Source organism: Flavobacterium hydatis (assembly GCF_000737695.1).
In the GTDB taxonomy this organism is placed as follows: Bacteria; Bacteroidota; Bacteroidia; order Flavobacteriales; family Flavobacteriaceae; genus Flavobacterium; species Flavobacterium hydatis.
Window position 1 is genome coordinate 12864 of record NZ_JPRM01000003.1, and the last position, 16404, is coordinate 29267.

Annotated in this window: 14 protein-coding genes; 12 read left to right on the plus strand and 2 right to left on the minus strand. The window is 33.8% G+C overall.

Annotated features, from left to right (window positions below; translation table 11 throughout):
• The first annotated feature begins 6 nt into the window (after positions 1-6).
• The 6 genes from IW20_RS02210 to IW20_RS02235 all read left to right on the plus strand — a co-directional run bounded on the left by IW20_RS02210 (position 7) and on the right by IW20_RS02235 (position 9541).
• Positions 7-3177 (plus strand): efflux RND transporter permease subunit, encoded by a 3171-nt coding sequence (locus tag IW20_RS02210; RefSeq protein WP_035618179.1) that lies wholly within the window; start codon positions 7-9, stop codon positions 3175-3177.
• Positions 3178-3391: 214 nt separating this feature from the next.
• Positions 3392-5884, plus strand: a complete 2493-nt coding sequence (locus IW20_RS02215) for a TonB-dependent receptor (protein ID WP_035618182.1) — start codon at positions 3392-3394, stop codon at positions 5882-5884.
• A gap of 64 nt (positions 5885-5948) precedes the next feature.
• Positions 5949-6281, plus strand: a complete 333-nt coding sequence (locus IW20_RS02220; RefSeq protein WP_035618185.1) for a hypothetical protein — start codon at positions 5949-5951, stop codon at positions 6279-6281.
• Positions 6282-6306: 25 nt separating this feature from the next.
• Positions 6307-6609 (plus strand): hypothetical protein, encoded by a 303-nt coding sequence (locus IW20_RS02225; RefSeq protein WP_035618187.1) that lies wholly within the window; start codon positions 6307-6309, stop codon positions 6607-6609.
• A gap of 3 nt (positions 6610-6612) precedes the next feature.
• Entirely contained in the window at positions 6613-8160 is a 1548-nt protein-coding gene (locus IW20_RS02230) for a PepSY-associated TM helix domain-containing protein (protein ID WP_035618190.1), read from the plus strand.
• A gap of 268 nt (positions 8161-8428) precedes the next feature.
• Complete coding sequence (locus tag IW20_RS02235) at positions 8429-9541, plus strand: PepSY-associated TM helix domain-containing protein (RefSeq protein WP_035618192.1); 1113 nt, start codon at positions 8429-8431, stop codon at positions 9539-9541.
• 56 nt (positions 9542-9597) lie between these two features.
• On the opposite strand, the gene IW20_RS02240 is transcribed toward IW20_RS02235, so the two are convergent.
• On the minus strand, positions 9598-9945 hold the full coding sequence (locus IW20_RS02240; RefSeq protein WP_035618195.1) for a toxin-antitoxin system YwqK family antitoxin: 348 nt from the start codon (positions 9943-9945) through the stop codon (positions 9598-9600).
• Between the two features lie 176 nt (positions 9946-10121).
• Entirely contained in the window at positions 10122-11114 is a 993-nt protein-coding gene (locus IW20_RS02245; RefSeq protein WP_035618197.1) for a TlpA family protein disulfide reductase, read from the minus strand.
• A gap of 140 nt (positions 11115-11254) precedes the next feature.
• Here IW20_RS02245 and aspS point away from each other — a divergent pair, with 140 nt between their 5' ends.
• From aspS to IW20_RS02275, 6 genes are all read left to right on the plus strand, one after another.
• On the plus strand, positions 11255-13012 hold the full coding sequence (aspS, locus tag IW20_RS02250; protein ID WP_035618200.1) for an aspartate--tRNA ligase: 1758 nt from the start codon (positions 11255-11257) through the stop codon (positions 13010-13012).
• Between the two features lie 112 nt (positions 13013-13124).
• The gene (locus tag IW20_RS02255; protein WP_007137066.1) at positions 13125-13319 is read left to right on the plus strand and encodes a cold-shock protein; all 195 of its coding nucleotides are present in this window, start codon (positions 13125-13127) and stop codon (positions 13317-13319) included.
• Between the two features lie 246 nt (positions 13320-13565).
• The gene (locus IW20_RS02260; RefSeq protein ID WP_035618204.1) at positions 13566-13931 is read left to right on the plus strand and encodes an NADH-quinone oxidoreductase subunit A; all 366 of its coding nucleotides are present in this window, start codon (positions 13566-13568) and stop codon (positions 13929-13931) included.
• A gap of 124 nt (positions 13932-14055) precedes the next feature.
• Positions 14056-14604: an NADH-quinone oxidoreductase subunit B gene (locus IW20_RS02265; RefSeq protein ID WP_035618207.1), complete on the plus strand. Its 549-nt coding sequence runs from the start codon at positions 14056-14058 to the stop codon at positions 14602-14604.
• 4 nt (positions 14605-14608) lie between these two features.
• Entirely contained in the window at positions 14609-15130 is a 522-nt protein-coding gene (locus tag IW20_RS02270; protein WP_035618209.1) for an NADH-quinone oxidoreductase subunit C, read from the plus strand.
• A 32-nt stretch (positions 15131-15162) separates the two neighbouring features.
• On the plus strand, positions 15163-16401 hold the full coding sequence (locus IW20_RS02275) for an NADH-quinone oxidoreductase subunit D (protein ID WP_035618212.1): 1239 nt from the start codon (positions 15163-15165) through the stop codon (positions 16399-16401).
• Positions 16402-16404: the final 3 nt, after the last annotated feature.

Below are 16404 nucleotides of genomic sequence, written 5' to 3' on the forward strand. Positions count from 1 at the left end.
ACATATATGAAATTAGCCGAAATATCCATAAAACGTCCGTCGTTAGTAATTGTATTGTTTACAATTCTAACACTTGGTGGATTATTCAGCTACAGCCAGTTAGGCTATGAGCTGATCCCTAAATTTGAACAAAACGTTATTACAATTTCTACCGTTTATCCTGGAGCTTCTCCAAGTGAGGTAGAAAATACAGTAACCAAGAAAATTGAAGATGCGATCGCATCCTTAGAGAATGTTAAGAAAATTGACTCAAAATCATACGAAAGTTTATCTATCGTTTCGATTACATTAACATCAAATGCAAAAGTCGATTTCTCTCTGAATGATGCACAGCGTAAAATAAACGCTATTATAAGTGATTTACCCGATGATGTTAAAACACCAGCATTAACCAAATTCTCGCTGAGTGATTTACCAATTATGACGCTTGGTGCCAACGGAAAAATGGATGAAGCTGCATTTTATGACTTAATTGATAAAAAAATTGCTCCTATATTATCTCGTGTACAAGGTGTTGCTCAAGTAAATATCATTGGAGGTTCTGAGCGTGAAATTCAAGTAAACCTTGATGCAAAGAAAATGCAAGGTTACAATTTATCGGTTCCTCAGGTACAGCAAATGATTTTGACTTCGAACTTAGATTTCCCGACAGGAAATATTCAAACTCGTGATCAAAAAATATTAATTCGTTTAGCCGGTAAATACAAAAATGTTAATGAGTTAAGAAACTTAGTAGTTTCATCTCAAAACGGAATTCAAGTAAGATTAAGTGATATTGCTGATGTTCAGGATACACAAAAAATTGCTGAAAAAATATCACGTGTAGATCAAAAAAGTGCGATCGTATTACAAATCGTAAAACAATCAGATGCAAATGCCGTTGCAGTAAGTGAGCATTTATTAAAGACAATTACGACTCTTGAAAACGATTATAAAGACAATAACTTAAAATTAGAAGTTGCAAAAGATAGTACTGTTTTTACGCTTGAAGCTGCAGACTCTGTAGTTCACGATTTATTAATTGCAGTTGTTCTGGTAGCATTTGTAATGTTGTTCTTCTTACACAGTATAAGAAACTCATTGATTGTAATGGTTTCGATTCCTGCATCATTAATTGCTACGTTTATTGGTATTTACTTTATGGGATATACATTAAACTTAATGAGTTTATTAGGGTTATCTCTTGTTGTAGGTATTCTTGTGGATGATGCCATTGTGGTATTAGAAAATATTTATCGACACATGGAAATGGGTAAAAGCCGAATCCGTGCTTCGTATGATGGAACTGCAGAAATTGGTGGAACAGTAACTTCTATTACATTAGTAATTGTGGTGGTGTTCTTGCCTATCGCAATGAGTTCTGGATTGGTATCTAATATCATTACTCAATTTTGTGTAACTGTAATTATTTCGACATTATTCTCACTTTTAGCATCTTTCACTATTATTCCATGGTTATCATCTCGTTATGGAAAATTAGAACACATTGAAGGAAAGAACCTATTTGGAAGAATCATTCTTGGTTTCGAAAGTTACCTAACACGTTTTACTGATTGGGTTTCTCATTTATTAACTTGGTGTTTGGACAACTACGGTAAAACAGTTATTCTTGTATTAATGTTGTTTTTTGGATCAATATTTGGTTTATCACCGTTTATTGGAGGAGAGTTTTTCGCAGCATCAGATAGTGGAGAATTCTTAGTTCAAATCGAAATGCCAAAAGATGCTTCGTTAGAACAAACGAACTTCATGACTCAAAAAGCCGAAGCATTCCTTAAAGGAGAAGAATACGTTCACAGTCAAATTACAACTGTAGGACAAACTTCAGAAGGTTTTGGAGCGTCGCAAGCTACTGCTTACAAAGCAGAGATTGATGTAAAAATGATCGAACAAAAAGATCGTAAAGATGACGCCTCTGTTTATGCAGCAAAAATCAAACGTAAATTAGAGAAAGTATTAGTTGGAGCAAAAGTAAAAACTGTTCCGGTTGGTATTTTAGGAACTGCTGAAGATGCTACATTAGGATTAATCGTAACGGGACCATCTACAGAAAGTGCTATGGCTTTTGCCAAATTAGCTGAAGCTGAATTACGTAGTATTCCTGGAACAACTGAGATTAAATTAACGGTTGAAGACGGAAATCCTGAGATCAACGTTAAAGTAGACCGTGATAAAATGGCAGCTTTAGGATTAACACTTCAAACTGTTGGTTTAACCATGCAAACTGCTTTTAGCGGAAACACAGATGGTAAATACAGAGCTGGAGAATACGAGTATGATATCAATATCAGATATAATGCATTCGACAGAAAAAGTATTACCGATGTTAGTAATTTGATTTTTATCAATGGTGCAGGACAACAAATAAAGTTATCTCAATTTGCAGATATTACCGAAGGTTCAGGACCTAGCCAGTTAGAGCGTAGAGACAAATCGGCTTCTGTAACTGTAAAAGGACAAAACGTTGGGGTTCCTTCAGGAACAATTGTTGGAATATGGCAGGAAAAATTAGATAAGTTGAAAAAACCTGTTGGAGTAAATTATATTTGGGGTGGTGACATGGAGAATCAATCTGAAGGATTTGGTACTTTAGGAATTGCATTATTAGCCGCTATTATCTTAGTTTATCTTGTAATGGTGAGTTTGTACGACAGTTTCGTTCACCCATTTGTAGTATTATTTGCTATTCCACTTTCATTTATTGGTGCTTTATTAGCATTAGCCTTAACGAATAACTCCTTAAACATCTTTACGATTCTGGGTATTATCATGTTAATTGGTCTGGTGTGTAAAAATGCGATCATGCTTGTGGATTATACCAATCAGCGAAGAGCTGCTGGAGAATCTATCAGAAATGCATTAATTCAGGCAAATCACGCACGTTTACGTCCGATCTTAATGACAACAATTGCGATGGTATTTGGTATGTTCCCAATTGCATTGGCATCTGGAGCTGGAGCAGAATGGAAAAACGGTTTGGCTTGGGTAATTATCGGAGGATTAATTTCGTCTTTATTCCTAACCTTGATTGTGGTTCCTGTAATCTACCAAATAATGGAAGGTATTGTCAGAAGATTATCTAAAGGAGAAAAAATCGATTACGAAACTGAGATGTTTGCAGATTATACGCCAACAGAAGTTAGTGAAGACGGTTTTAACCCAAAACACACACATTAAGATACATATCGATATTATATTTAGAAAACCTGTTCATTCATTTGAACAGGTTTTTTCATATCTTTTTAACAAATACAATCGTTTTCTGTTAAAAAACCGCAAAACGAATAAATTGAAAGTGCGTTTTTTGCTTTATTTAGAATAGATAAAAATAATTTGGTTTGTTTGCATTCAACAACTAAATTTGCCTTATCAAAAACAATTCTAAATAATTATGAAATCCAAACTTACAATATCCTTTTTGAGTTTCTGTTTTGTTATGTTACTAAGTACCACGACTTGGGCACAGCAAAAAGCAACTATCAAAGGTCAGGTTATTTTAACAGATAATAGTAGTGCCGACAATATTTCGGTAGTTCTAAAAGGAACCAGAGTAGGAACAGTAACAGATGACGAAGGGAAATATATCTTAAAGAACATCAAGCCTGGAACCTATATTATAAAAGTATCCGTAATAGGACAAACTACTAGAGAAAAGAAAATAACCGTTAACAATGGTGACGAATTAATGGAAAACTTCACCATTAGTTCAAGTTCCGAAGAGCTAAGCGAAGTAGTTATAAATAGTGGTAAAAAAAATCATTATGCTCGCAAAGAAAACCAACAAGTATCAAGATTACCACTTAAAAATCTTGAAAATCCACAAGTATATACAACTATTACTGGTGAAGTATTAAAAGAACAAGTTGTAACTACCTTTGATGATGCATTAAAAAATGCATCTGGAATCACACAATTGTGGGCTTCAACTGGTCGTGCCGGAGATGGAGCAGGTTACTATTCTTTGAGAGGATTTGCTGTTCAACCAACAATGGTTAACGGATTACCTGGTTTAACAAACGGAAGTTTGGATCCTGCAAATATTGATAGAATCGAAATAATCAAAGGGCCTTCAGGAACATTGTTCGGAAGTAGTTTAATTTCATACGGTGGATTAATTAATACAACTACAAAAAAACCTTATAGAACTTTTGGTGGTGAAGTAAATTATACTGTTGGCAGTTACGGTTTAAATCGTGCTACTGTAGATCTTAACACACCATTAAATGACAAAAAAACATTAAACTTTAGAATCAATTCAGCTTATAACAAACAAAATAGTTTTCAAGATGCTGGTTTTAGAGAATCTTTTTTTATTGCACCTTCATTATCATATGAGGTAAATGATAGATTATCATTTTTAGTAAACACGGAGTTTATGACCAATGAAAGTACTAATCCGACTATGTTATTTTTAGATAGAGCAAATCCATTAAGAGTACATAACATTGCGGAATTAAAATATGATAACAACCGCTCTTATACAAGTAATGAACTTACAATGAAAACACCTTCGTATAACTTACAAGGTCAAATGAATTATAAGATTTCTAATCAATGGACGTCACAGACAGTTTTTTCAACGAGCTCAGCAAAATCAATAGGAAACTATACTTATTTGTATGAATCAACAAGTAGAAAGGCTTTTGAATCTATCAAAGAAGGAATTGTTCTTGGCAGATCTTTTACTGATCAAGATGCTAGAGATGTCTCTACAGATATTCAACAAAACTTTATTGGTGACTTTAAAATTGGAAAATTAAGAAACAGACTTGTAGTAGGTTTTGATTATTTCAACCGAACTGCAACAGATCATAACTCTGGTTGGTTCAGTAATGGTTTAGTATACATTGGAGATGACTTACAATCTTTTAATAACGTTATTGGTCGCCCTACAAACGGAGACACTGGTGACTTAACAAAAGCTGGATCTGATGCAATTATAGGAAACAGTCCAAGAAATAATAACAAAACAAGACAAGAAGTTTACAGTGCTTATTTCTCTGACGTAATTAATTTCACACCTGCTTTATCTGCAATGGTTAGTTTACGAGCTGACCGTTTTATAAATGGTGGTGATGTTACTACTAAAGATGACAACTACAATCAAACTGCTTTTTCTCCTAAATTGGGTATTGTTTACCAGCCAATTATAGACAAAGTTTCTGTCTTTGCAAATTATATGGATGGATTTTCTAATGTAGCGCCTGGACAAAATCGTAATGCAGGTATTGTTACTCCTTTAACATTCAATCCAGAACATGCTAATCAATTTGAAGTAGGAACTAAATTAAATCTTTTTAGAGATAAACTATACGCTACTTTTAGCTACTATGACATAAAAGTTACAGATAAAGTTTATGTAATCGAAACTCCTTATGTTGACCCAACTGACCCAACTGCTGTAGTACCTAATAATCAAGTTTCGCATCAAGATGGAGGGCAACGTAATAAAGGTTTTGAAGCAGAACTTATTGCTAACCCAATTACAGGTTTAAACATTCTTTTGGGCTATAGTTACAATGATGCTGTTTTAACCGCAGGTGATCCAGATTTTGTAGGGTTTAGACCAGAAAGTGCAGGACCACAAAACTTAGCAAACCTTTGGGCTACATATAAATTTTCTCAAGGACTCTTAAGAGGTCTCGGAATAGGTTTTGGAGGAAATTACGTTGGAGATAACAAAATCATGAACAGAGCTACTGCAGGAACATTTACAATTCCTGAATACACAGTAATCAACTCATCTATATTTTATACTGCAGAGAAATTCACAGTAACTCTAAAATTAAACAACATTACAAACGAGGAAATTTACGATGGTTGGTCTACAATTCATCCAAAAGATCCAAGAACTTTTGCAGCAAGTTTTTCGTACAGATTCTAAAAAACTCACCAAAAGCATCTTTCTAACAATACCCGGAAAGATGCTTTTTTTAACTATAAAAATCATGATAACAATAGCAAGCCTTTTCGTTTTTATCTCTTTTTATACTTTATACTACACCTCAAAAAGAGCCGCCTTATCTTACGATTTTAGCTATCAAAAATGGATGCGCCAAAATCCAAAACAAACAAAAATCACAGGATTGTGTTTATTATTTTTCGCTTATTCATTATGGTTACTTACCGCAGCTTTGGGCTCGGCAACTTTATTCTTTTTTATTCAATTAATGACTATCGGTAGTTTGATTATCCTATTGGCACCTCTAAAAGTTATTAATCCAAAAGGAATCCTAATTCTATTTGCTATCTCAGGACTACTAGAATTTTACTATTACTAAATTAACTATTTGCTTATTTTAAAATATGCCTGCAAATCCTAAATACTTAACCCAATCCAGATGGCAACGTTTTGCCAAAATAACAGCTGCAATACTTGGTGGTTATTTCGTTTCAGTAAGTTTTCATCTCGCACTAGCTTCATGGGTCAGCCATGTTAATGTTATAATGACAATGGCTTTTACAGGATTTATACTTTGGGTTGTTTTAATGGTTGTTGCTTTTTTAGCCAAAAACGGCTGGAAAATCTGGGGTATCTATTTATTACTAACCTTAATTTTTTGTGGTATTATTTTTCTTGGTCAAACCTATAACCCTATTACTCGATAATTTATGAATAACAGGAACTATAATATCTATTTTCATACACATACCGTAAGTGGCATCGTAATAAGTGTCGTGTTATTTGTTATTTTCTTTGCTGGGTCTTTTTCGTTTTTTAGAGATGAAATCATCGATTGGGAACGAAGTGAATCTGTAGCAATCACAAAAAACATAGAACTAGATTACGACAAAGCTTTAAATAATCTGGATAAAGAATATACCTTACACGGAAGAAATATTTCTATATCAAAAAATAGTATCGAAAGAAGAGTTAACATTTTCCTCGAAGGCACCAAAGATTCTTTGGCTGCTGCCAAATTAAAAGAAGGGTCATTTTTCTACCTAGATACCAAAAACTTCAAAACTCATACTTATGAAGATTCATATTCATTGGGTGAGTTTTTATACCGACTTCATTTTCTTGCGCAAATTCCTTACCCAATTGGCTATTACCTTTCTGGTTTTGTTGCATTGTTTTTCTTGTTTGCCATCATAACGGGCGTTTTATTACATTGGAACAAAATCGTTTCTAACTTCTATATATTCAGACCAAAGGAAAAACTAAAAACATTATGGACAGATGCTCATACCTCATTAGGAATGATTGGTTTGCCTTTTCAGTTTGTATATGCCGTTACAGGAGCATTCTTCATGATTAAATTATTGATTGTCGCTCCAAGCGTAATGGCACTTTATAAAGGTGATCAAGATAAATTATATAAAGATTTAGAATACACTGATCCAGAATATAAATTTGACAATAAAAAATTGGCCACTCCATTTAGCATAGATGAATTGGTGGCTAAAGCCAAAAGCAACTGGAATGATTTTGAGATTACTCGTGTTTATATCCAAAATTACGGTGATACCAATATGCATGTCTTGGTAGAAGGCGAAATGAAGTATGACAAAAAATTCACCGGAATCGGGAAAGTAATTTATAAGATTGCCGATGGTAAAGTCGTTGCCAAAAAAGATCCGATTACTCAAACCACATATCTCGATGTGGTGAAGAATGTTTTGTACAGAATCCATTTTGGCGATTATGGAGGATATGCGCTCAAAATAATAAGTTTTGTACTTGGTATTATTACTTGTATTGTAATAATATCTGGCGTTATGATTTGGTTAGTTGCAAGAGATAAAAAGAATATGCCAGAAAAGAAACGTCGTTTTAATGAAGGTGTTGTTCGAATTTATCTAGCAATATGCTTAAGCATGTATCCTATTACAGCATTATCGTTTATAGCAACCAAAGTATTTTATCCATTAGGGCAATCTAATATTTATAGTATCTATTTTATAGGTTGGTTACTATTAGCTGTGTTTTTCATTCTAAAAAAGAACAATGCCTTTACAAACAAGTTCTCCTTATTATCAGGAAGTATTTTAGGATTCCTTATCCCTATTGCAAACGGAATTTGTACAGGAAACTGGTTCTGGAAAACATTTGCCAAAAACGAAGTTCAGATATTCTTTATCGACGTGTTTTGGATAGTTCTTGCTTCGATTACACTTTACATTTCATTTCGTTTAAAGAAAAAAGAAGACAATTAGATTGTCTAAAAAGTACGCAGATTAAACAGATTCGCTTATGCGAAAACGCAGATAAAAACGAATTTTTAAAGCAATAGAAAGAATCCGTTGTTATCCGCGTCTTTACTTTAGTAAATCTGTATAATCCGCGTTCCATTTTTCCTAGACAAACATTAACTCATCCAAAATAAATCGATATAATTTGTGGGTTATACATTTACAATCTACTTTTGCCTATTGCAACAATTCTAAATAAAAGATACGATACTATCTTTTAGCAAATTGAAATATGGGTTTTAAGAAAAAAATACGCTTTATACACAAATGGCTCGGATTAACATCTGGGCTTATTGTTTTTATTGTAAGCATTACAGGTTGTATATTTTGCTTTCATGACGAGATAAAAGATATTACCCGTAAAGAATGGCGTTTGGTTGAGCCACAAAACAAACCTTTCATGCTCCCTTCAGTTTTACAGCAAAAAGCTAAAGAGATACTTCCTACCTATAAATCGAGCATGGTTTCCTTTTATGGCAAAAATCGCTCTGCAATTGTTTACACCTATTCTGACACCGAGAACTTATATCTTTATTTTAATCCATATACAGGAGAATATCTAAAGACTGAAAATCCCGAAACAGACTTTTTTATCATCGTCGAACACATTCATTTATACTTACTCCTACCCGATTATATAGGCAAACATATTATTGGCGGTGCAACTATTATTTTCATACTACTTTTAATTACAGGAATCATTCAATGGTGGCCTAAACGCAAAAGCGACATCAAACGTAGCTTAAGTGTTAAATGGTCTGCCAAATGGCGCCGTGTAAATTATGACTGGCATAACACATCTGGGTTTTACATATCGATAATCATTATCATTATTGCAATAACTGGTTTAACCTTTACTTACGAATGGGTTGGCGACGGAATCTATAAAACCTTCAATTTTGGTGGTGATAAAGCTCTAGAAACTAAAGCTCCTGTAGTCGACACTACAAAGTTTGACTACAATACATTTGCCGCCATAGATCGTGCTTTAGTACAGACTATGATAAAAAACCCAGAAGCCGAAATGTTTTATGTAATGATTCCGCAACAAAAAGGCGACGTTATAAATACAGGTGCATATCCTCACTCGTTACGATACGACCACCAGAGTAATTATTATTTTCATCCTTATGATGGCGAATTAATTCAGAGCGATCCTTTTGAGAAAAAGAGTTTAGGTTTACAAGTGGTCGAAATGAATTATGGTATTCATACAGGTCAGATCCTTGATTTACCAGGAAAGATAATCGCATTTATTGCGAGTTTAATTGCAGCATCATTACCCGTAACAGGATTTATCATTTGGTACGGAAGAAAAAAGAAAAGCAAATCATCAAAAAAATAGGCACAAAAAAAAGGTTGTTCAAATAGGAACAACCTTTTTTGGTTTTATAATTAGTCTTAGTTTCTGTTTGCAAGTGCATCTTGTTTCCAGTTTTTTACTGATGCTACACGACTATCAGAATAATCTACTTCACTAAGATTAGATCCATTCCAGAAAAACCATTTACCTGTTTTTTCACCGTTCGCGTATAATCCTGTAGATTTTTTATTTCCATTTTCATCAAATGCAACCCAGACACCATCTAATTTACCGTCTTTAAAAAAACCTTCTTGCTGAACTTTACCATTTTCATAGTAATAAGTAGCTTTTACTTTTTGTCCAACAGCTTCTAATACTGGTTTAGTTTCTTGTGCAACTAAAATTCCAGAGAACAATATTGCAACTAAAATCACACACTTTTTCATATCTTTAGTTATTAATGTTTTAAAATCTATAAACAAATATAACTAATACTTTACATTAAAAAAACTTTTACTTAACAATTTGGTAACATTGAGTAAAAACTTAACATTGGAAATTAAAAGTGTGTTTAAATACAATACTTACCAATATATCAACGCATTACAAAATTATAAGAATTTTAATTCAATAATTTATCTAGCTCAACATATAACTCTGGCGAAGAAGGTCTTTGAGCATCTGCACTTATAACGTTTCCTTTTGGATCGATTAAGATAAATCTAGGAATTCCTGTTACACCATAACTCACCACAAAATCTGATTCCCAATCTTTATCAGCAAACAATTGCGTTCCTCCTAATTTCTTATCGACTACAAACTTTTTCCATTTTTCGTGGTCTTTCGCTTTATCTACAGAAATACTAACAAACTCAATATTCTTTCCATGATATTTTTCTTCCGCTTTTTGCAAGAAAGGAATTTCAGCTCTACAAGGTCCACACCAAGTTGCCCAAAGATCGATATAAACATATTTCCCTTTTAAGTCCGAAAGCTTAGTTTTTCCTCCTTTATAATTTTCAAATTCAAAAACTGGAGATGGCTTACCATTCAGCTTTTTCATTCTAGCATTGCTTTCATACGCTTCTTGTGCATAAGCATGAGATTTCTCTACTGATTTTTTTACTGCTTCTTTAAATTCAGGATCAAAATCGCCTTTCTCGATATTTGCTAAATCTGTTTTCATCTTTGCTTCCAAAAGATTTGCAAATTCAATAGCTTCTTTTGCAAAAGCTTCTTCCTGAAACTTTTCATCTGCCAATGCCGATTGAGCTAAAAAGTTACTTTCGTTTGTTCCTTTACCTTTATAAACAATCGTTTCGTCAAAAAGTTTAGCATCCATAGTCAGGTTAATATCCGAACCCGGTTTTAAGTAAAGACTTGATGCCTCAGTTCCGTCCGAAAATTGATAGAATCCCTTAGGCGCATCAAATGTTGCCACAAAAACTTGTTTCTTATCTATAGGTATAACTTGCTTAAAGCTATTTTTCCCTCTAATAACTAGTGTATCACTATTTCTATTAGAGATTTTGGCTGTAAATTTTATTTTGCTTTCACTGTTCTGAGCAAAGGTTACGCCCACAGAAAACAGCAGCAAAAAGGTCATTTTTTTCATAATTTATTTAATAAGTTCAAGTAAAAATAAACATTTATATAAACCAAAATAAAAAAATAATCAAGAAGAATAGCATTAAACAATAGAAAACTGGACTTATTTAATTTTTGTGTTTACTTTTGCAATCTAAAATTTGGATCATGTATAGAAGTCATAATTGTGGCGAATTAAACGCCTCACACATTAATACAGAAGTTACACTAGCGGGTTGGGTTCAGAAATCACGTGATAAAGGATTTATGAATTGGGTCGATTTACGCGACCGTTATGGAATTACACAACTTATTTTCGACGAAAGTCGTAGTGATAAAACCGTTTTTGAAGCAGCAAAAACTCTTGGTAGAGAATTTGTAATCCAAGTTAAAGGGACAGTTATTGAGCGTGAAGACAAGAACAAGAACAAAAACATGATTACTGGTGACGTAGAAATCTTAGTTACCGAATTAACTATTCTTAACGCAGCACTAACTCCTCCATTTACCATAGAAGATGAAACTGATGGTGGAGAAGATATCCGAATGAAATATCGTTACCTTGATATTCGTCGTAATCCAGTAAAAAACAGTTTACTTTTCCGTCACAAAGTGGCAATGGAAGTTCGTAAATATTTATCTGATTTGGATTTCTGCGAAGTTGAGACTCCTTATTTAATAAAATCGACTCCAGAAGGAGCAAGAGATTTCGTTGTACCAAGCCGTATGAACGAAGGACAATTTTATGCATTACCACAATCTCCACAAACTTTCAAACAATTATTGATGGTTGGTGGAATGGATAAGTACTTCCAAATTGTAAAATGTTTCCGTGACGAAGATTTACGTGCAGACCGTCAGCCAGAGTTTACACAAATCGATTGCGAGATGGCATTTGTAGAACAAGAAGACATTTTAAATGTTTTTGAAGGATTGACAAGACATTTACTAAAAGAAATAAAAGGTGTAGAAGTAGATAAATTCCCAAGAATTACTTACGACTATGCTATGAAAACATACGGAAATGACAAACCGGACATTCGTTTCGGAATGGAGTTTGGAGAATTAAACGAATTTGCACAACATAAAGAGTTCCCAGTATTTAATGCTGCCGAATTAGTAGTTGGAATTGCTGTTCCAGGTGCAGGAAATTACACTCGTAAAGAAATCGACGGGTTAATTGACTGGGTTAAACGTCCGCAAGTTGGTGCATCAGGAATGGTGTATGCTAAATGTAATGACGATGGAACATACAAATCATCTGTAGATAAATTTTACGATCAAGACGATTTAACCAATTGGGCAAAAGTTACAGGAGCAAAACCTGGAGATATGATTTTTGTGCTTTCTGGTCCAGCCAATAAAACACGTGCACAATTAAGTGCTTTACGTATGGAATTAGCAACTCGTTTAGGTTTACGTAAACCAGAAGAATTTGCTCCATTATGGGTAGTAGATTTCCCGTTGTTAGAATTAGACGAAGAAACTGGTCGTTACCATGCAATGCACCACCCGTTTACATCTCCTAAACCAGAGGATATGCAATTATTGGAAACTGAACCTGGAAAAGTTCGCGCCAATGCTTATGACATGGTTCTTAACGGAAATGAAATCGGAGGAGGTTCTATTCGTATTCACGATAAGGCAACACAACAATTAATGTTTAAATACCTAGGTTTTACCGAAGAAGAAGCTAAAGCACAATTCGGTTTCCTAATGGATGCATTCCAATTTGGGGCTCCACCACACGGAGGATTAGCTTTTGGACTAGACAGATTAGTTGCTATATTAGGTGGACAAGAGACAATTAGAGATTTTATCGCGTTCCCAAAAAACAATTCAGGTCGTGATGTTATGATTGATGCTCCTGCAGCAATAGATGCTTTACAATTAAAAGAATTACACATCCAAATTGAAGCAAAATAATAAGTGAATAGACTGTAAATCAATATTTTTTCTAAAAAATTAACAGTTTGTTGTCTTTTGTATTATTTTAAATCTTACATTTGCCTCATTATAAATTATTATTACTATTACAATGCGTACAGGTACAGTTAAATTTTTCAATGAGTCTAAAGGTTACGGGTTCATTACAGACGAAGAAACAGGAAAAGACATTTTCGTTCATGCATCAGGAATCAACGCGGAAGAATTACGCGAAGGTGACAGAGTAAGCTACGAAGAAGAAGAAGGAAGAAAAGGTAAAGTTGCTGCAAAAGTTGCAGTAATCTAAGCATAAAAATATAGCAATTTATTTTTTTTGCCACCGAATGCTTAAAAGCGTTTCGATTAAATTCGAAACGCTTTTTTTTTGCGTCAAATTCTTAAAAAAATCATAAAATATCAAATCTTATTTATAATCAATAAAAATTACACTATTACTACATTTCAAAACCTACTTAAATCATTTTTTAGCTTGTGATTTACATACTTGAGGGCTATCTTTGTGACTTATTTTTAAGCAAAAATTCCTTAAATTATGCATTCAGATCAAGTAAATTATATTCCAATTTTAATGCAGCTTATTTTAGCTGTTGGTTTTGTAGTAGGAACCATTATCATTTCTGGAAAATTAGGTCCAAAAAGAGCTTCTGCCAGCAAAGACAAAAACTTTGAGTGTGGTGTCGAATCTATTGGTAATGCTCGTGTACCATTTTCTGTAAAATATTTCTTAGTAGCTATTTTGTTTGTATTGTTCGACGTTGAGGTAATTTTCCTTTACCCTTGGGCAGCAAACTTTAAAGAACTAGGTATGGAGGGAATGCTAAAAATGTTAGTATTCATGTCACTTCTTTTAGTAGGCTTCTTCTACATTATCAAAAAGAAAGCCTTAGAGTGGGAATAATAACTTCTGATTTGAGATTTCTGACTTTAGATTTCTCAAATTTAAGATTTAACGATATTAAAATTGATTTTGATTAAACGGTTTACAAAAATCTAAAATCTAAAATCAGAAATCTAAAATAAAAATGAGCGATTCAAATATAAATATGGTTGCCCCGCCAGAAGGAGTTACAGGAGAGGGTTTCTTCGCTACAAAACTTAACGACGTTGTAGGTTTAGCAAGAGCCAATTCATTATGGCCTTTGCCATTTGCAACATCTTGTTGTGGTATCGAATTCATGGCTACAATGGCTTCACATTACGATATAGCACGATTTGGTTCTGAGCGTGTGAGTTTTTCTCCTCGTCAAGCGGATATGCTAATGGTAATGGGAACTATTTCTAAAAAAATGGGTCCTGTTTTACGTCAGGTTTACGAACAAATGGCTGAACCTCGTTGGGTTATTGCTGTAGGTGCTTGTGCATCGTCTGGAGGTATTTTTGATACTTATTCAGTTCTTCAGGGAATTGACAAGATTATACCTGTAGATGTTTATGTTCCAGGTTGTCCGCCAAGACCAGAACAAATTCTTGATGGTGTAATGAAATTACAAGAATTAGTAAAAAGTGAGTCTGTAAGAAGACGTAGCTCACCAGAGTACCAAGAATTATTGGCTTCATATAACATTCAATAACAAAATGGCATTAGAGACAATAGAAATTCAAGATAAATTAATTGAAACATTTGGAAATAGTGTTTTCAATTTCAATCAAGAAAGAGACATTTTTTCATTAGAAGTTGATTCTGATAAAATTACAGCTGTAATTCTTTTTTTGAAAAATGATCCAATATTACGTTTTCACTTCCTAACCGATCTATGTGGTGTTCACTATCCTGATAATGACGTTGATCATCAGTTTGCAATAGTATACCATTTGCATAACTGGTATGAAAACAAAAGAATCAGAATAAAAGCCTTTATCAATGGTGAAAAACCAGAAATAAAAACCATATCAAACATTTTCTTATGTTCAAATTGGATGGAAAGAGAAACTTATGATTTTTATGGGGTAAATTTCATCGGTCATCCACAATTGAAACGTATTTTAAATATGGATGAGATGATTTCATTTCCGATGCGTAAAGAATTCCCAATGGAAGACAGCGGAAGAACTGATAAAGACGACAGGTTCTTCGGAAGAACAATAACAAATTGCTAAGACAAAATCATATAATTTTTCACATTAAATAAATGTCAGAACTATTATTACCACCAGAGCATCGCTATGCTAAAATAATCGAACAGAAACTAAACGACGAAGGAAGTGAACTTTCTGTTCTGAACTTAGGACCAACACACCCAGCTACACACGGTATCTTTCAAAACGTACTGTTAATGGACGGTGAAAGAATTCTTGAGGCTGAAACAACTATTGGTTACATCCACAGAGCATTCGAAAAAATTGCCGAAAATCGTCCTTTTTATCAAATCACTCCTCTTACAGACCGAATGAACTATTGCTCCTCTCCTATTAACAATATGGGATGGTGGATGACTCTAGAAAAACTTTTGGAGATTGAAGTACCTAAACGTGTTCAATACTTAAGAGTTATCGTAATGGAATTGGCTAGAATTACCGATCATATCATCTGTAATTCAATTCTTGGTGTAGATACAGGTGCGTATACTGGTTTCCTTTACGTTTTTCAATTTAGAGAAAAGATATACGAAATCTACGAAGAAATTTGTGGAGCTCGTTTAACTACAAATATGGGAAGAATCGGTGGATTTGAGAGAGATTGGTCTGAGGCTGCTTTCCAAAAAATCGAAACTTTCTTAGAAGAATTTCCAGTTGCTTGGAAAGAATTCGAAAGCTTATTCGAAAGAAACAGAATTTTCATAGATAGAACGGTTAATGTTGGAGCAATAAGTGCCGATAGAGCTATGGCTTACGGTTTTACAGGCCCTAACTTACGTGCAAGTGGTGTTGATTACGACATACGTGTTGCGCAACCATATTCATCTTACGAAGATTTTGACTTTATTGTTCCTGTTGGAAAATCTGGAGATACTTACGACCGTTTCTGCGTTCGTAATGCCGAAGTTTGGGAAAGTTTAAGCATTATCCGTCAAGCATTAGATAAAATGCCAGAAGGAAATGTTTATCATGCCGAAGTTCCAGATTACTATCTTCCTCCAAAAGAAGATGTATACACTAACATGGAATCTTTAATATATCACTTTAAGATTGTAATGGGAGAAGTTCCTGTTCCAGTTGCCGAAATATATCACTCTGTTGAAGGTGGAAATGGTGAATTAGGATTTTACCTAGTAACCGATGGAAGCAGAACTCCATACAGATTACATTTTAGAAGACCTTGTTTTATTTATTACCAAGCATACCCTGAAATGATTAAAGGAGCAATGTTATCTGATGCCATTGTAATATTATCAAGTTTAAATGTTATTGCTGGAGAGTTAGACGCATAAAAA